Source organism: Streptomyces sp. NPDC107581 (assembly GCF_055657175.1).
This window is the reverse complement of sequence record NZ_JBVKBH010000023.1, coordinates 52,631-67,354: the sequence shown is the minus strand read 5'-3', so window position 1 is coordinate 67,354 and position 14,724 is coordinate 52,631. Positions and strand designations below refer to the sequence as shown.

The window sequence follows — 14,724 nt, the reverse complement described above, 5'->3', positions numbered from 1 at the left end:
GGTCATCCGTGCTTCTCCAGGGTGCGCAGGACACGCGGCGGGCACACCTGGGTGACCGGGGCGCGCAGACAGCGGCGGGCGGCCGGGGTGCAGGCGAGCGGCGCCTTGAGGAGGGCGAGCGACATCGCGACCATCAGCAGCAGCGGGCACAGATAGGCCACGGCGGCCGCGAACTCGCCGAAGACGCGGACGACGGGCTCCAGACCCAGACCGGCACAGCACGCGGTGAGCACCAGCGCGCGGACCACCAGCTCGGTCAGCCAGTTGGCCAGGGCCCGCTCGGGGGTGATGCCCCGCTCCAGCCACAGCCGCAGCCGGTCGAAGGACCAGGCGGTCGCCCAGCCCGTCAGCGGCCGGAACACCAGCCGGTCGGCGACCGCACCGAAGGCGCCCCAGCGGGGGCGGTAGTCGTAGCCGGCCAGGAAGCGGATGCCGTGCGCCTCGGGCACGTAGCGCCAGTAGCCGCTGCCCTCGGCGAGCGGCGAGAGCGGGTGCGGGCAGGCGAAGCGCAGGGCGGAGGTGCGGGTGCCGTCGGGGCGTTCCTTCTCGCTCGCGGCGACTCCGGTGCCCAGAACGCCGAGGAACGGCAGGACGCGCGCGGCGTACCGGAAGCGCTGCGGCCCGCTCTCCGCGCGCGGGAGGTACTCCATCTCCCTGCACCGCAGGTCCCAGCGCCGACGGTGGGCGGGGTCCTGGGTGCGGGCCCAGAGGTCGTCCAGGTCGGCGCGGATACGCGTCTCTATGTAGAGACCCATGGTGTTCCCCCACGTCCAAGCAGCGTTTGAGCGACCGCTCAAACCGTGTGAGGGGAAAATACACTCCTTTTGAGCGACCGCTCAAACGCACGTACGAGACAACCCCGGCCACGCGGGCCGGGGTTGGGGTCGGGCGTCGGTGCCGGGGCCTGTCCGGCCCGGTCCGCCGGAGCGGTCCTAGCCCGCCAGGTGCCGCTCGACGGTCTCCACCTTCGAGGTGAGCCCGTCGGTCACGCCGGGCCGGATGTCGGCCTTGAGGACGAGGGACACGCGCGGGGCGCGCTCCTCGACGGCGGCGACCGCCCGCTTGACGACGTCCATGACCTCGTCCCACTCCCCCTCGACGGAGGTGAACATGGCGTCGGTGCGGTGCGGCAGGCCGGAGTCGCGGACCACGCGGACGGCGTCGGCGACATACTCCCCCACGTCCTCGCCGACCCCCAGGGGCGTCACGGAGAAGGCGACGATCATGCGTTCACGACACCTTCCTTGCGCGCCCGGGCGGCGATGACGGCGGCCTCGGCCTCGCGGCGCAGACGCCGTTCGGCGATGAAGCCGCCGCCGGGGATGATCGAGTAGGCGAAGTAGAGGGCGCCCGTCCCCTTGCTCCACTTCGTGCGGTTCCAGGCGTCCAGCCAGAAGATCACGTAGAGGATGAACAGCACGCCGTGGATCGGGCCCATCACCGGAGCGGCGTTGAATCCCGAGGCCACCGTGTACTTGATGATCGTGCAGGCCGCGAGCACGATCCAGGAGATGCCCTCCGGCACGGAGACCAGGCGGAGTCGGCGGATGGCGGAGGCTGTCTTGAGGTCCACAGGTCACCTTCGGTGGGAGAGCCGCTGAGGGCGCGGTCGCTTCGTGATCCACTGCGTGATCCGCTTTGTGAACGGAAGCACAAACGTTTGCCCATTGTGGCAAACGACGCCCGTAGGGGTGCGCTCAGGGTCGCTCTCCACCCACGGGCCCTGTTCCGCCCACCCGCGTCACCGCTACTTTCGCTTGCGTGGCGATGTTCCGGCTCCAGGGGAGCAAGGTCCTCGCCGTCGACATGACCGGGGACGCCGTGAAGGCGAAGAACGGCTCGATGGTCGCGTACGACGGACAGATGGCCTTCAAGAAGCTGACGGGCGGCGGCGAGGGCCTGCGCGGGATGGTGACCCGGCGGCTCACCGGCGAGCAGATGACGGTGATGGAGGTGAGAGGACAGGGGACCTGCTGGTTCGCGGACCGCGCCTCGGAGATCAATCTCGTACAGCTCCAGGGGGACAAGCTCTACGTCGAGTCGAGCAACCTCCTCGCGACCGACGCGGGACTGAGAACGGGCACGACGTTCACGGGGCTGCGCGGCGCCTCGCAGGGCAACGGACTGTTCACCACGACGGTCGAGGGGCACGGGCAGGCCGCCGTCATGTCGGACGGGCCGGCCGTGGTGCTCCGGGTCAGCCCGCAGTACCCGCTGATCGTCGACCCGGGGGCGTACATCGCCCACCAGGGGAACGTACGGCAGTCCTTCCAGTCCGGTGTGACCTTCCGCACGTTCTTCGGGGAGGGCGGCGGCGAGGCCTTCCAGATCCGCTTCGAGGGCGACGGGCTGGTCTATGTGCAGCCGAGCGAGCGGAACACGATCGCGGGGGACCTGTGAGATGAGCTTCCGGGAGATCAACTCCAAGATGGTCGAGGCGACCGTGCTGCCCGGGCAGCGGCTGTTCAGCCAGCGCGGGGCGATGCTCGCCCACCGGGGGGACGTGTCCTTCACGCCCAACGTCCAGGGCGGCCAGGGCGGCCTGGTGTCCATGCTCGGGCGGCGGGTGGCCGGCGAGGCGACCCCGCTGATGACCGTCGAGGGCAGCGGCACCGTCTTCTTCGGGCACGGCGGCCACCATGTGCACGTCATCAGCCTCTCCGGCGACACCCTCTACGTCGAGGCCGATCGGCTGCTCGCCTTCGAGGGCACCCTCCGGCAGGGCACGATGTTCATGGGCTCGCAGGGCGGGGTCATGGGCCTGGTGCGGGGGCAGGTCACCGGGCAGGGACTGTTCACCACGACCCTGCAGGGCCACGGGTCGGTGGCCGTGATGGCGCACGGCGGCGTCTTCGAGATCCCGATCACCCCGCAGCGCCCGGTCCATGTGGACCCGCAGGCGTACGTCGCCCACCACGGCGAGGTGCGCAACAAGCTGTCCACCGCGCTCGGCTGGCGCGACATGGTGGGCCGCGGCTCGGGCGAGGCGTTCCAGCTGGAGCTGAGCGGCAGCGGCACGGTGTACGTCCAGGCCTCGGAGGAGAAGTTGTGAGCGCGTACGGAACCCCCGGCGGCCCGGTGGTGCACGACCCGATGACGCTCCCCGCCGACGACAACGTGAACAAGTACACGTTCTGCGTCGAGCTCAAGAGCGGGCAGTGGTTCCTGCAGAAGGGGAAGATGATCGCCTACTACGGGGCGATCGAGTTCAACGGCATCGGGCACGGGCGACTCGACCGACTTGTCCGCACCTCGTTCCATTCGCCTCTGCACGCGAGCGACTGGGTCGTGGCGGCGGGCTCGGGCAAGATGCTGCTGGCCGACCGGGCCTTCGACGTCAATTCCTACGACCTGGACGACGGGAACTTGACCATTCGCGCGGGCAATCTGCTCGCTTTTCAGCCAAGTCTCGCGCTCAAGCAATCGATCGTGCCGGGTTTTCTGACCCTTATCGGAACCGGAAAGTTTGTGGCCGCATCTAACGGTCCGGTGGTGTTCCTGGAACCTCCGATCCGGGTGGACCCGCAGGCGCTGGTCGGGTGGGCCGACTGCCCGTCACCCTGTCATCACTACGACCACGGGTACCTGACGGGTGTCCTGGGCGGTCTACGTGCGATGACAGGCCTCGGCGGGGTTTCCGGCGAGGAGCACCAGTTCGAGTTCGTGGGCGCCGGGACGGTCCTGCTGCAGTCCAGCGAGACCCTCATGGTCGAACCAACAGCGGGCGCCGTTCCGGCTCAGCCGGGGGTGCCCGGCGGTGGCGCAGCGGCACCGGGCGGACACGGTCCGCAATCGTCGGGGGCACCGCGCCTTCCCGGACAGCTGGGGGACCTCCAGCGTCGCTTCGGGCTGTGAGCGGTAGTCTGCGGAGTGTGACGTCGAACGCGTGCGCACTGTCACACCACCCGAAGTAGTTCGTCATTCAACTTCTTAGGTAGACTTCATTCATGGAGACCGAGACGGCCACGCGCTGGCTGACCGATGCGGAGCAGTGCGCCTGGCGCACCCACCTGGAGGTCAACAGGCTGTTGACGTACCAGCTCGAAAAGGATCTGCAGCCGTTCGGCCTGACGATGAACGACTACGAGATCCTCGTAAATCTGTCCGAGTCGGACGACGTCCGGATGCGGATGAGCGATCTGGCCTCGGCGACCCTGCAGTCCAAGAGCCGGCTCTCGCACCAGATCACGCGGATGGAGAACGCCAATCTGGTGCGCCGGGAGAACTGCGAGTCGGACCGGCGAGGCCTCTACGCGGTGCTGACCGATCACGGGCTGGAGACGATGAAGAAGGTCGCACCGCACCATGTGGCATCGGTGCGACGGCACTTCATCGATCTGCTCTCCCCGGAGGCGTTGACCGAGCTGGACAAGGCCCTCAAGCCGATCGCCGATCATCTGAGGGGGCAGCGGGGGCGTCCCTGAGGCCCGCTGAGAGCCCCGGCCGGCCGGCGGGCCGGCCGGCCGGCGGGCCGGCCCGCCGGCAGGGCGCCTGCGAGCGCGGTCCCTCCCGCGAGGGCGAAGCACGCCTCCAGGGGCAGCCGGCCGATGATCAGCCCCGTGGCGAGTGCGCCCGCCGAACTGCCCGCGTTCACCGCGGCGTTCACCCAGGCCCCGGCCTGGGTGCGGGAGCCCTCCGGAGCCGTCTCCTCGGCCAGCAGATACGCCGTCGTCAGTGCAGGGCCGATGAAGGCTCCCGCACAGGCCATGGCCGCCGTGAGCGTCCACAGGCCGGGTGCGAGTCCTGCGGCGGCGGTCACCAGGCCGAGGCCCGCCGCGAAGGCGGCCAGCCGCACCCGGGCGGGCCGGTGCCAGTCGACCGCCCCGTTGACCAGGCCGCCCACCGCACTGCCCACCGAGAGCGCACCCAGAACCCACGGCACCGGAGCCGTGTCGTGCGACCGCTCGGCGGCGAAGGCCATCACCAGCAGGTCGATGCCGCTGAGGGCCAGACCCACCCCCGCGGCCACGGCCACCGGGGACAGCAGGCCGCGGACGCCCCCGAGCCGCTCCCTGCGGGGTGCGGGCCGGGGGCCGGTCATCGCCGGCGACATGACGAACGCACCCGTGCCGGAGACGATCAGCAGGGCGCTGAGCAGGATGCCCGAGGCGGGCGGCGCGAAGCCCACGAGCACGCCGACCAGGGCCGGACCGGAGACGTACAGCAGTTCCTCGGCGACTCCGTCCAGGCTGTAGGCGCGCTGCAGCATGTGCCGGTCGGCGGCCAGTTCGGACCACAGGGCGCGCATCGTGGGGCCCAGCGGGGGCGCGCAGGCGCCGGCCAGGGCGGCGGTCGTGGCGATGGCCGCCGCCGGCGCACCGGGACCCCAGGTCAGGGCGGCCAGGACGCACAGCAGGCCGCCGTAGACGGTGGCCATCGGGAACAGGGCGCGGCGCGGGCCGTACCGGTCGATGAGGGACGCCCGCAGGGGCATGAGGCCGACCGTCGCGGTGCCGAACAGGGACATCACGACACCGGAGACGGCGTAGGACCCGGTGGCCCGGGTGACGGAGAGCAGCATCGCGAGCGACACCGTCCCGTAGGACAGGCGTGCCGTCAGCGCGGCGGTGAAGGTGCGGCGTGCGTACGGGACGCGCAGGACGGCGGCGTACGAGGGCCGCGAGGGCAGGGCAGGGGAGGGCGAGGTGGGTGCGGACATCGCGGGGTTCCTCAGGAAGAAGGCAGGAAGAGGGGACACCGGAGCGCCGCGCCGGCCGACGTCCGTGCGTCGGCTGCGTACGCGGGCGCGGGTGTGCGCTCTATGCCAGGGAGAGGAACATGCGGATCAAATTAGCAACGAGCGGCCGGAGTCGGCCACCGCATTTGCCGGACGGGCCGCACTCAGCCCTCCGTGAGGCCGGCCACCAGTTCGTCCGCGGCGCGGTAGGGGTCCAGTTCGCCCGCCACGATGCGTTCCGCGAGGGCGCCGAGGTGGCGGTCGCCGTGCAGGTCGCCGATGCGTTCGCGCAGGGCCGTGACCGCGATGGTCTCGACCTCGCGGGAGGCGCGGGCCAGGCGGCGCTCGGCGAGGACGCCGTGCTCCTCCATCCATGCGCGGTGCTTCTCCAGGGCTTCGACGACCTCGTCGATGCCCTCGGCGCGGGCCGCGACCGTCTTGACGATGGGCGGACGCCAGTCCCCGGGGCCGCGGGCCTCGCCGAGGCCCAGCATGTGGTTCAGTTCGCGCGCCGTGGCGTCGGCACCGTCCCGGTCCGCCTTGTTGACGACGTACACGTCGCCGATCTCCAGGATGCCGGCCTTCGCCGCCTGGATGCCGTCCCCCATGCCGGGGGCCAGCAGGACCACCGAGGTGTCGGCCTGGGAGGCGATCTCCACCTCCGACTGTCCGACGCCGACGGTCTCCACCAGGATCACGTCGCAGCCGGCCGCGTCCAGCACGCGGATCGCCTGGGGCGCGGACCAGGCCAGGCCGCCGAGGTGGCCGCGCGTGGCCATGGAGCGGATGTAGACGCCGGGGTCGGAGGCGTGGTCCGACATGCGGACCCGGTCGCCGAGCAGGGCGCCGCCGGAGAACGGCGACGACGGGTCGACGGCCAGGACGCCGACCCGCCTGCCCTGCTTGCGGTAGGCGGTGACGAGGGCGGAGGTGGAGGTGGACTTGCCGACGCCGGGCGAGCCGGTCAGACCGACCACATAGGCGTTGCCGGTCAGCGGGGCCAGCGCCGCCATGACCTCCCTGAGCTGCGGGGACGCCCCCTCCACCAGGGAGATCAGCCGGGCCACGGCCCTCGGCCGGCCTTCCCTGGCCTGGGCCACCAGAGAGGAGACGTCCTGCATCAAACAGCTCCGTTCACTTCACCGACGTACAGAGAACTCGGGCGCTTCAGAGGATCCGGGTGCGCCGGGGCCCAGGCTTGCGGGGCCCCGGCGCACGGGGACTCAGGCCTTCGGTACCCGCACGATGAGCGCGTCACCCTGGCCGCCGCCACCGCACAGCGCGGCCGCGCCGACCCCGCCGCCCCGGCGCTTGAGCTCCAGCGCCAGGTGGAGCACGAGACGCGCGCCGGACATGCCGATCGGGTGACCCAGGGCGATGGCGCCACCGTTGACGTTCACCTTTTCCGTGGAAACCCCGAGGTCCTTCATTGACTGCACGGCAACCGCGGCGAAGGCCTCGTTGATCTCGATGAGGTCGAGGTCGGCGACCCCCAGGCCCTCCTTCTTCAGGGCGTGCTGGATCGCGTTGGACGGCTGGGACTGCAGGGAGTTGTCCGGGCCGGCCACGTTGCCGTGCGCGCCGATCTCGGCGAGCCACTCCAGGCCCAGCTCCTCGGCCTTGGCCTTGCTCATCACGACCACGGCCGCCGCACCGTCCGAGATCTGCGAGGAGGTGCCGGCCGTGATCGTGCCGTCCTTGGTGAAGGCCGGCCGCAGCCTGCCCAGCGACTCCGCGGTGGTGTCGCCGCGGATGCCCTCGTCCTTGCTGAAGACGACGGGCTCGCCCTTGCGCTGCGGGATCTCGACCGGGGTGATCTCGGCCTCGAAGATGCCGTTCTTCTGCGCGGCGGCGGCACGCTGGTGGGACAGCGCGGCGATCTCGTCCTGCTCGGGGCGCCGGATGCCGAGGCGCGTGTTGTGCTTCTCCGTCGACTCGCCCATGGCGATGCCCTCGAAGGAGTCGGTCAGGCCGTCGTAGGCCATCGCGTCGAGCATCTCCACCGCGCCGTACTTGAAGCCCTCGCGGGACTTCGGCAGCAGGTGGGGGGCGTTGGTCATGGACTCCTGGCCGCCGGCCACGACGATGTCGAACTCGCCGGCCCGGATCAGCTGGTCCGCCAGCGCGATCGCGTCCAGGCCGGACAGGCACACCTTGTTGATGGTGAGCGCCGGGACGCTCATCGGGATGCCGGCCTTGACCGCGGCCTGGCGGGCCGGGATCTGCCCCGCCCCGGCCTGGAGCACCTGGCCCATGATCACGTACTGCACCTGGTCGCCGCCGATCCCCGCACGGTCGAGGGCGGCCTTGATCGCGAAGCCGCCGAGGTCGGCTCCGGAGAAGGACTTCAGCGAGCCCAGCAGCCGTCCCATGGGCGTGCGCGCGCCCGCGACGATCACCGAGCTGGTCGAACCGGAAGTTCCAGAAGACATGAGCTGCGATCCCCTTACCGGCCTGCACAGCCGAGGAGTGAACGAGGGTTTACTTCGAATGTACTGACCGGTACTTCACGCGTCATCGGCCCTTCGGTGTGATCGCGCGCACGTTGCGTAACCATCTCAGGAGCGCTGCACTGAATCCATGCTGACGCGAATCGACCACATCGGGATCGCCTGTCGCGACCTGGACGCCACCATCGAGTTCTACCGGGCCACGTACGGCTTCGAGGTGTTCCACACCGAGGTCAACGAGGAGCAGGGCGTGCGCGAGGCCATGCTCAAGATCAACGAGACGTCCGACGGCGGCGCCTCCTACCTCCAGCTGCTGGAGCCGACCCGGGAGGACTCGGCGGTCGGCAAGTGGATGGCGAAGAACGGGGAGGGCGTCCACCACATCGCTTTCGGTACGGCGGATGTGGACGGGGACGCTGCAGACATCCGCGACAAGGGCGTACGCGTTCTGTACGAGGAGCCACGGATCGGCTCCATGGGGTCGCGGATCACCTTCCTGCACCCCAAGGATTGCCACGGCGTGCTGACAGAACTGGTCACTTCGGCCCCTGTTGAGTCGCCCGAGCACTGACCCCCGTACATATGGGCCGGTAGGGTTGGGGGCGGTCGCCCTCGCAACGCCGGGTGGCCGCATGCCGGGGTCCGGGTTTCGGGGGACGAGCGTCGGGGCAGCAGCCCGTGCTCCACCGTTGATCTGACACCATTCCCCGGGGGCCCCGTTCGGCGGATGGACGGAGCTCGTTGGAGAAGCTTGCGACCAGGGGACGGATGGGACCGCGCAGTGCGGGGCTACGAGAGCCAGGAGCGAGAGCCGGCGGCTGACGTCGACCACCTCTCTCGGTTCGAGGCCGAGATGAAGCGGCTGAAGACCGAGCGGGAAAAGGCGATCCAGCACGCCGAGGACCTCGGCTACCAGGTCGAGGTGCTGCGCGCCAAGCTGCACGAGGCGCGCCGCACCCTGATGACCCGGCCCGCCTACGACGGCGGTGACATCGGCTATCAGGCCGAGCAGTTGCTGCGCAATGCCCAGATTCAGGCCGACCAGCTGCGCCAGGACGCCGAGCGGGAGCTGAGCCAGGCCCGCGCGCAGACCCAGCGCATCCTGCAGGAACACGCCGAGCAGGCCGCTCGTCTCCAGGCCGAGCTGCACCAGGAGGCGGTCACCCGCCGCCAGCAGCTGGACCAGGAGCTGGCCGAGCGCCGGCAGACCGTCGAGTCGCACGTCAACGAGAACGTGGCGTGGGCCGAGCAGCTGCGTGCCCGCACGGAGTCCCAGGCGCGCAGGCTGCTGGACGAGTCCCGCGCCGAGTCGGAGCAGTCGATGGCCGCCGCCCGCGCGGAGGCCGAGCGGCTGACCCGGGAGGCCCGGGACCGGCTGCAGAGCGACGCCGAGGCGGCCCGCGCGGAGGCCGACCAGATCCTGCGCCGCGCCCGCACCGACGCCGAACGGCTGCTGAACGCCGCCTCCACCCAGGCCCAGGAGGCCACCGACCACGCCGAGCAGCTGCGCACCAGCACCGCCTCGGAGTCGGACGCCGCCCGCCGGCAGGCCGCCGAGCTGAGCCGGGGCGCCGAGGAGCGCATGGCGCAGGCCGAGGAGGCGCTGCGCAAGGCGCAGTCCGAGGCCGAGAAGCTGGTCACCGAGGCCGAGCAGGCCGCCGCCAAGGCGCTGTCGAGCGCCGAGGCCGCCAACGAGACCCGTACGCGCACCGCCAAGGAGCAGGTCGCCCGGCTGGTCGAGGAGGCCACCAAGGAGGCCGAGAACACCAAGTCCGAGGCCGAGCAGCTGGTCGCCGACGCGCGTGCCGAGGCCGAGAAGATCGTCGCGGAGGCCTCGGAGAAGGCCCGCACGGTCACCGCCGAGGAGAGCGCGACCCAGCTCTCCAAGGCGGCCAAGACCGCCGAGGACGTCCTGAACAAGGCGTCGCAGGAGGCGAAGAACACCACCAAGGCCGCCGCCGAGGAGGCCGAGCGGATCCGCACCGAGGCCGAGGCCGAGGCGGACCGGCTGCGCGCCGAGGCGCACGACATCGCCGAGCAGCTCAAGGGCGCGGCGAAGGACGACACCAAGGAGTACCGCGCCAAGACGGTCGAGCTGCAGGAGGAGGCCCGCCGGCTGCGCGGCGAGGCCGAGCAGCTGCGCTCCGACGCGGTCGCCGAGGGCGAGTCGATCCGTGCCGAGGCCCGCCGCGAGGCGGTGGCGCAGATCGAGGAGGCGGCCAAGTCCGCCGAGGAGCTGCTGGCCAAGGCCAAGGCGGACGCCGACGAGCTGCGCAAGAGCGCGACGACGGACAGCGAGAAGGTCCGTACCGAGGCCATCGAGCGGGCCACCACGCTGCGCCGGCAGGCCGAGGAGACCCTGGAGCGCACCCGCAAGGAGGCCGAGCGGCACCGCGCCGAGGCCGCCGAGCAGGCCGAGTCGATCACGTCGGACGCCGAGCAGGCCGCGCGTGAGCTGCGTGAGGAGACCGAACGGGCGGTCGAGGCGCGCCATGCCGAGGCCGCCGGGGAACTGGCCCGGCTGCAGACCGAGGCCCAGGAGCGGCTGGCGGCGGCCGAGCAGGCGCTCGCCGACGCCCGCGAGGAGGCGGCCCGGATCCGCCGGGAGGCCACCGAGGAGTCCGAGCGGCTGCGGGCCGAGTCCGCCGAGCGGATCCGCACGCTCCAGCAGCAGGCCGAGGCCGAGGCCGAGCGGGTGCGCACGGAGGCCGCGGCCGACGCGTCCGCCTCGCGCGCCGAGGGCGAGGCCCTCGCCGTCCGGCTGCGCTCGGAGGCCGCGGCCGAGGCCGAGCGGCTCAAGGCGGAGGCCCAGGACACCGCCGACCGGGTGCGCGCCGAGGCGCAGGCCGCCGCCGAGCGGCTGGGCGCCGAGGCGTCCGAGACGCTGGCCGCCGCACAGGAGGAGGCGGCCCGGCGCCGCCGCGAGGCCGAGGAACTGCTCGGTGCCGCGCGGACCGAGGCCGACCAGGAGCGCGAGCGGGCCCGCGAGCAGAGCGAGGAGCTGCTGGCCTCGGCGCGCAAGCGGGTGGAGGACGCGCAGGCCGAGGCGGTCCGGCTGGTCGAGGAGGCCGACCGGCGCGCCACCGAGATGGTGTCCGCCGCCGAGCAGCACGCCCAGCAGGTACGGGACTCGGTCGCCGGGCTGCACGAGCAGGCGCAGGAGGAGATCACCGGGCTGCGCTCGGCCGCCGAGCACGCGGCGGACCGTACCCGCCGGGAGGCCGAGGAGGAGGCGGACCGGGTCCGCGCCGACGCCTACGCCGAGCGGGAGCGGGCGAGCGAGGACGCCTCGCGCATCCGGCGGGAGTCGAACGAGGAGGCCGAGGCCGCCAAGGCGCTCGCCGAGCGTACGGTCGCCGAGGCGATCTCGGAGTCCGAGCGGCTGCGCTCGGACACGGCCGAGTACGCCCAGCGGGTCCGCACCGAGGCGTCGGACGCGCTGGCCGAGGCCGACCAGGCGTCGGCCCGCACCCGGGCGGACGCCCGCGAGGACGCCAACCGCATCCGCTCGGACGCGGCGACCCAGGCGGACACCCTCATCACCGAGGCGCGCAGCGAGGCCGAGCGGCTCCAGACGGAGACGGTCGCCGAGGCCGACCGGGTCCGTGCCGAGGCGCTGGCGGGTGCCGAGCAGCTCATCGCGGACGCCACCGGCGACGCCGAGCGGCTGCGCGCCGAGGCCGCCGAGACGGTCGGCTCCGCGCAGCAGCACGCCGAGCGGCTGCGCGGCGAGGCCGAGCGGGTCAGGGCGGACGCGCAGGCGGAGGCCGAGCGGCTCGTCAATTCCGCGCGCGAGGAGGCCGAGCAGACGCTCGACGAGGCCCGCAAGGACGCCAACAAGCGGCGTTCGGAGGCGGCCGAGCAGGTCGACACGCTCATCACGGAGACCGCGGCCGAGGCCGACAAGCTGCTCACCGAGGCACAGCAGCAGGCGCTGAAGGCCACCGCGGACGCGGAGTCGCAGGCCGACACGATGGTGGGCGCGGCCCGCAGCGAGGCCGAGCGGATCGTCTCCGAGTCGACCGTCGAGGGCAACTCGCTGGTGGAGAAGGCCCGTACGGACGCGGACGAGCTGCTGGTCGGCGCCCGCCGCGACGCGACCGCCATAAGGGAGCGCGCGGAGGAGCTGCGCGACCGCATCACCTCCGAGATCGAGGAGCTGCACGAGCGGGCCCGGCGCGAGGCGTCCGAGACGATGAAGTCCACCGGCGACCGCTGCGACGCGCTCATCAAGGCCGCCGAGGAGCAGCTGGCCAAGGCGGAGGCGAAGGCCAAGGACCTGGTGTCCGATGCCGGCTCCGAGGCGGGCAAGGTGCGTATCGCCGCCGTCAAGAAGGCGGAGGGGCTGCTCAAGGAGGCCGAGCAGAAGAAGGCCACGCTGGTCAAGGAGGCCGAGGAGCTGAAGGCCGAGGCGATCCGCGAGGCCCGGCGCACGGTCGAGGAGGGCAAGCGCGAGCTGGAGATCCTGGTGCGCCGGCGCGAGGACATCAACGCCGAGATCTCCCGTGTCCAGGACGTCCTGGAGGCGTTGGAGTCCTTCGAGGCCCCGACGTCCGGCAAGGACGGCGGAGTCAAGGCGAGCGCGATCGTGGGCGCCCCCCGATCGGGTGGCAAGTCGTCGGACGGCTAGCGTAGGAGGGCCGATTCCGTGTCTCCTGGGGGGCTTTGGCCCACTATTTGGCAAGCCGTCCGACGGTCAGCCACTCAAAAGAGGTGTCATTCTCCAGATCAAACACGTATCCGCTCGATGACACACCGCTTCGGCCCCTAGGATTCCCCCTATCACCTCACCGGTCTCATTCGACAGGAACCCCATGAGCGACACTTCCCCCTACGGCTTCGAGCTTGTGCGGCGTGGGTACGACCGCGCTCAGGTGGACGAACGGATCTCCAAGCTCGTCTCCGACCGTGACAGCGCTCTCACCCGCATCACCGCTCTGGAAAAGCGCATTGAGGAGCTCCACCTCGAGACGCAGAACGCCCAGGCCCAGGTGACCGACGCCGAGCCGTCGTACGCCGGTCTCGGTGCGCGTGTCGAGAAGATCCTGCGCCTCGCCGAGGAAGAGGCCAAGGATCTGCGCGAGGAGGCCAGGCGCGCGGCCGAGCAGCACCGCGAGCTCGCCGAGTCCGCGGCCCAGCAGGTGCGCAACGACGCAGAATCGTTCGCTGCGGAGCGCAAGTCCAAGGCCGAGGACGAGGGCGTCCGGATCGTCGAGAAGGCCAAGAGTGACGCCTCGCAGCTGCGTGCCGAGGCCCAGAAGGACGCGCAGTCCAAGCGCGAGGAGGCGGACGCCCTCTTCGAGGAGACCCGCGCCAAGGCCGCGCAGGCCGCCGCGGACTTCGAGACGAACCTGGCCAAGCGCCGCGAGCAGTCCGAGCGCGACCTGGCCTCGCGTCAGCAGAAGGCCGAGAAGCGTCTGGCCGAGATCGAGCACCGTGCCGAGCAGCTGCGCCTGGAGGCGGAGAAGCTGCGCACGGACGCCGAGCGCCGTGCCCGCCAGACGGTGGAGACGGCCCAGCGCCAGGCCGAGGACATCGTGGCCGACGCCAACGCCAAGGCCGACCGCATCCGCTCGGAATCCGAGCGCGAGCTCGCGGCCCTCACCAACCGCCGCGACAGCATCAACGCCCAGCTGACGAACGTCCGCGAGATGCTCGCCACGCTGACCGGTGCCGCGGTGGCCGCGGCCGGCTCCCCCGCCGAGGACGAGCCGATCTCCCGGGGCGTTCCGGCGCAGCAGTCCCGGTAGTCGACCGACGGGTCGAGGGGGGCGGCGGGACTCGGTCCCGCCGCCCCTTTCCGTGTGCGCGGGTGCGTTACCGCAGGCCCAGCACCGGCGGATCGTCCGTGCCGTCGCCGTTGACGACGACCCAGGTGTCGCCGGCGCGCAGCAGCCGGCCGCCGGCCACGTAGCGGTCCGTGCGCACCGTCGTCCCGTCGTGCTCGCCGATGCGGTGCCCGTTCGCCGTGTCGAGCGTCCACAGCCGGCTGTTCCCGAGCACGGCCACCCGGTCGCGGCCGGCGGGCGCCAGCGCGGAGACGTCGCCCGGGTCGGCGTGGAAGAGGCGGCGGCCGTCGCGCAGCGCGTAGCCCGAGACGCGGGCGGGCGAGGAGGCGCCGGACCCGGTGGTGGCGACGACGAGCGTGTCCCCGCTGACGGTCGCCCACAGCGCGGGGCGCGCGGTGAAGAAGGTGTCGTAGGTGTTCGGCAGCCGTGTGAGGTCCTCGTCGTCGCCGCTGAGGGGGGTCTGCACCGGGTCGCCGCCGTGGTCGGGGTAGACCGGGACGGCCGCGACACCGCGCGTGTCGCTCTCCTTCAGCAGGAGGGTGAAGGGGTCGGCCGAGAGCACCATGACCGTGTCGGCGGGGCTCTCGAGGGGCAGGTCCAGGCTGCCGCGCTGCCTGCCGGTGGCGTTGTCCAGGGTGATCACCCGTCCGCTGCCGAGGACCTTGCCGGGCCGCCGGCTCACGAACCCACCCGATGGCGCCCGTCAGGGCGGGGAGGCCGGTGAAGGTCAGCAGGAACGCCAGCAGGAGGGTGGGCGTGGTGCCGTCCGGGCAGGGACTGTACCGGCCGCTGCAGGAGCCGCCCGGGA

Annotated in this window: 14 protein-coding genes; 7 read left to right on the top strand and 7 right to left on the bottom strand. The window is 71.9% G+C overall.

Going from position 1 to position 14,724, the window contains the following annotated elements; translation table 11 throughout:
• Nucleotides 1–2 precede the first annotated feature (2 nt).
• From ACZ7P3_RS38945 to ACZ7P3_RS38935, 3 genes are all read right to left on the bottom strand, one after another.
• Nucleotides 3–755, bottom strand: a complete 753-nt coding sequence (locus tag ACZ7P3_RS38945; protein ID WP_472089110.1) for an SRPBCC family protein — start codon at nucleotides 753–755, stop codon at nucleotides 3–5.
• Nucleotides 756–932: 177 nt separating this feature from the next.
• Entirely contained in the window at nucleotides 933–1,226 is a 294-nt protein-coding gene (locus ACZ7P3_RS38940; protein WP_472089108.1) for an MTH1187 family thiamine-binding protein, read from the bottom strand.
• Nucleotides 1,223–1,573 (bottom strand): DUF3817 domain-containing protein, encoded by a 351-nt coding sequence (locus ACZ7P3_RS38935; RefSeq protein WP_472089107.1) that lies wholly within the window; start codon nucleotides 1,571–1,573, stop codon nucleotides 1,223–1,225. Before ACZ7P3_RS38935 ends, ACZ7P3_RS38940 begins: the two co-directional genes overlap by 4 nt.
• 194 nt (nucleotides 1,574–1,767) lie before the next feature.
• Between ACZ7P3_RS38935 and ACZ7P3_RS38930 the strand changes: the two genes are divergently transcribed.
• From ACZ7P3_RS38930 to ACZ7P3_RS38915, 4 genes are all read left to right on the top strand, one after another.
• Nucleotides 1,768–2,400 carry an AIM24 family protein gene (locus ACZ7P3_RS38930; protein ID WP_472089176.1) on the top strand — a complete coding sequence of 211 codons (633 nt, stop codon included), beginning with the start codon at nucleotides 1,768–1,770 and terminating at the stop codon, nucleotides 2,398–2,400.
• A 1-nt stretch (nucleotide 2,401) separates the two neighbouring features.
• Entirely contained in the window at nucleotides 2,402–3,052 is a 651-nt protein-coding gene (locus ACZ7P3_RS38925) for an AIM24 family protein (protein ID WP_472089106.1), read from the top strand.
• A complete protein-coding gene (locus ACZ7P3_RS38920) occupies nucleotides 3,049–3,855 on the top strand; it encodes an AIM24 family protein (RefSeq protein ID WP_472089104.1) in 807 nt (268 codons plus the stop codon). The genes ACZ7P3_RS38925 and ACZ7P3_RS38920 overlap by 4 nt, the downstream gene beginning before the upstream one ends.
• A gap of 92 nt (nucleotides 3,856–3,947) precedes the next feature.
• On the top strand, nucleotides 3,948–4,424 hold the full coding sequence (locus ACZ7P3_RS38915; RefSeq protein WP_472089102.1) for a MarR family winged helix-turn-helix transcriptional regulator: 477 nt from the start codon (nucleotides 3,948–3,950) through the stop codon (nucleotides 4,422–4,424).
• Here ACZ7P3_RS38915 and ACZ7P3_RS38910 read toward each other — a convergent pair.
• From ACZ7P3_RS38910 to ACZ7P3_RS38900, 3 genes are all read right to left on the bottom strand, one after another.
• Complete coding sequence (locus ACZ7P3_RS38910) at nucleotides 4,394–5,659, bottom strand: MFS transporter (RefSeq protein ID WP_472089101.1); 1,266 nt, start codon at nucleotides 5,657–5,659, stop codon at nucleotides 4,394–4,396. The two genes, ACZ7P3_RS38915 and ACZ7P3_RS38910, sit on opposite strands and share 31 nt — an antisense overlap.
• A gap of 182 nt (nucleotides 5,660–5,841) precedes the next feature.
• Nucleotides 5,842–6,798 carry a methylmalonyl Co-A mutase-associated GTPase MeaB gene (gene meaB, locus ACZ7P3_RS38905; RefSeq protein ID WP_472089099.1) on the bottom strand — a complete coding sequence of 319 codons (957 nt, stop codon included), beginning with the start codon at nucleotides 6,796–6,798 and terminating at the stop codon, nucleotides 5,842–5,844.
• Nucleotides 6,799–6,900: 102 nt separating this feature from the next.
• On the bottom strand, nucleotides 6,901–8,109 hold the full coding sequence (locus ACZ7P3_RS38900) for an acetyl-CoA C-acetyltransferase (RefSeq protein ID WP_472089098.1): 1,209 nt from the start codon (nucleotides 8,107–8,109) through the stop codon (nucleotides 6,901–6,903).
• Nucleotides 8,110–8,257: 148 nt separating this feature from the next.
• Here ACZ7P3_RS38900 and mce point away from each other — a divergent pair, with 148 nt between their 5' ends.
• The 3 genes from mce to ACZ7P3_RS38885 all read left to right on the top strand — a co-directional run bounded on the left by mce (nucleotide 8,258) and on the right by ACZ7P3_RS38885 (nucleotide 13,877).
• Entirely contained in the window at nucleotides 8,258–8,698 is a 441-nt protein-coding gene (gene mce, locus ACZ7P3_RS38895) for a methylmalonyl-CoA epimerase (protein WP_472089096.1), read from the top strand.
• 210 nt (nucleotides 8,699–8,908) lie between these two features.
• Nucleotides 8,909–12,757, top strand: coding sequence for a polarized growth protein Scy (scy, locus tag ACZ7P3_RS38890; protein ID WP_472089095.1), 3,849 nt, complete (start codon nucleotides 8,909–8,911; stop codon nucleotides 12,755–12,757).
• A gap of 184 nt (nucleotides 12,758–12,941) precedes the next feature.
• On the top strand, nucleotides 12,942–13,877 hold the full coding sequence (locus tag ACZ7P3_RS38885; protein ID WP_472089094.1) for a cellulose-binding protein: 936 nt from the start codon (nucleotides 12,942–12,944) through the stop codon (nucleotides 13,875–13,877).
• A 67-nt stretch (nucleotides 13,878–13,944) separates the two neighbouring features.
• On the opposite strand, the gene ACZ7P3_RS38880 is transcribed toward ACZ7P3_RS38885, so the two are convergent.
• A complete protein-coding gene (locus ACZ7P3_RS38880; protein ID WP_472089092.1) occupies nucleotides 13,945–14,598 on the bottom strand; it encodes a hypothetical protein in 654 nt (217 codons plus the stop codon).
• Nucleotides 14,599–14,724 lie beyond the last annotated feature (126 nt).

Bases quoted from the DNA above. Each gene is read 5' to 3' on its own strand.
- mce (WP_472089096.1), top strand. From the start codon at position 8,258: ATGCTGACGCGAATCGACCACATCGGGATCGCCTGTCGCGACCTGGAC.
- ACZ7P3_RS38915 (WP_472089102.1), top strand. From the start codon at position 3,948: ATGGAGACCGAGACGGCCACGCGCTGGCTGACCGATGCGGAGCAGTGC.
- ACZ7P3_RS38945 (WP_472089110.1), bottom strand. From the start codon at position 755: ATGGGTCTCTACATAGAGACGCGTATCCGCGCCGACCTGGACGACCTC.
- meaB (WP_472089099.1), bottom strand. From the start codon at position 6,798: ATGCAGGACGTCTCCTCTCTGGTGGCCCAGGCCAGGGAAGGCCGGCCG.
- ACZ7P3_RS38910 (WP_472089101.1), bottom strand. From the start codon at position 5,659: ATGTCCGCACCCACCTCGCCCTCCCCTGCCCTGCCCTCGCGGCCCTCG.
- ACZ7P3_RS38925 (WP_472089106.1), top strand. From the start codon at position 2,402: ATGAGCTTCCGGGAGATCAACTCCAAGATGGTCGAGGCGACCGTGCTG.
- ACZ7P3_RS38930 (WP_472089176.1), top strand. From the start codon at position 1,768: ATGTTCCGGCTCCAGGGGAGCAAGGTCCTCGCCGTCGACATGACCGGG.
- ACZ7P3_RS38940 (WP_472089108.1), bottom strand. From the start codon at position 1,226: ATGATCGTCGCCTTCTCCGTGACGCCCCTGGGGGTCGGCGAGGACGTG.
- ACZ7P3_RS38900 (WP_472089098.1), bottom strand. From the start codon at position 8,109: ATGTCTTCTGGAACTTCCGGTTCGACCAGCTCGGTGATCGTCGCGGGC.
- ACZ7P3_RS38885 (WP_472089094.1), top strand. From the start codon at position 12,942: ATGAGCGACACTTCCCCCTACGGCTTCGAGCTTGTGCGGCGTGGGTAC.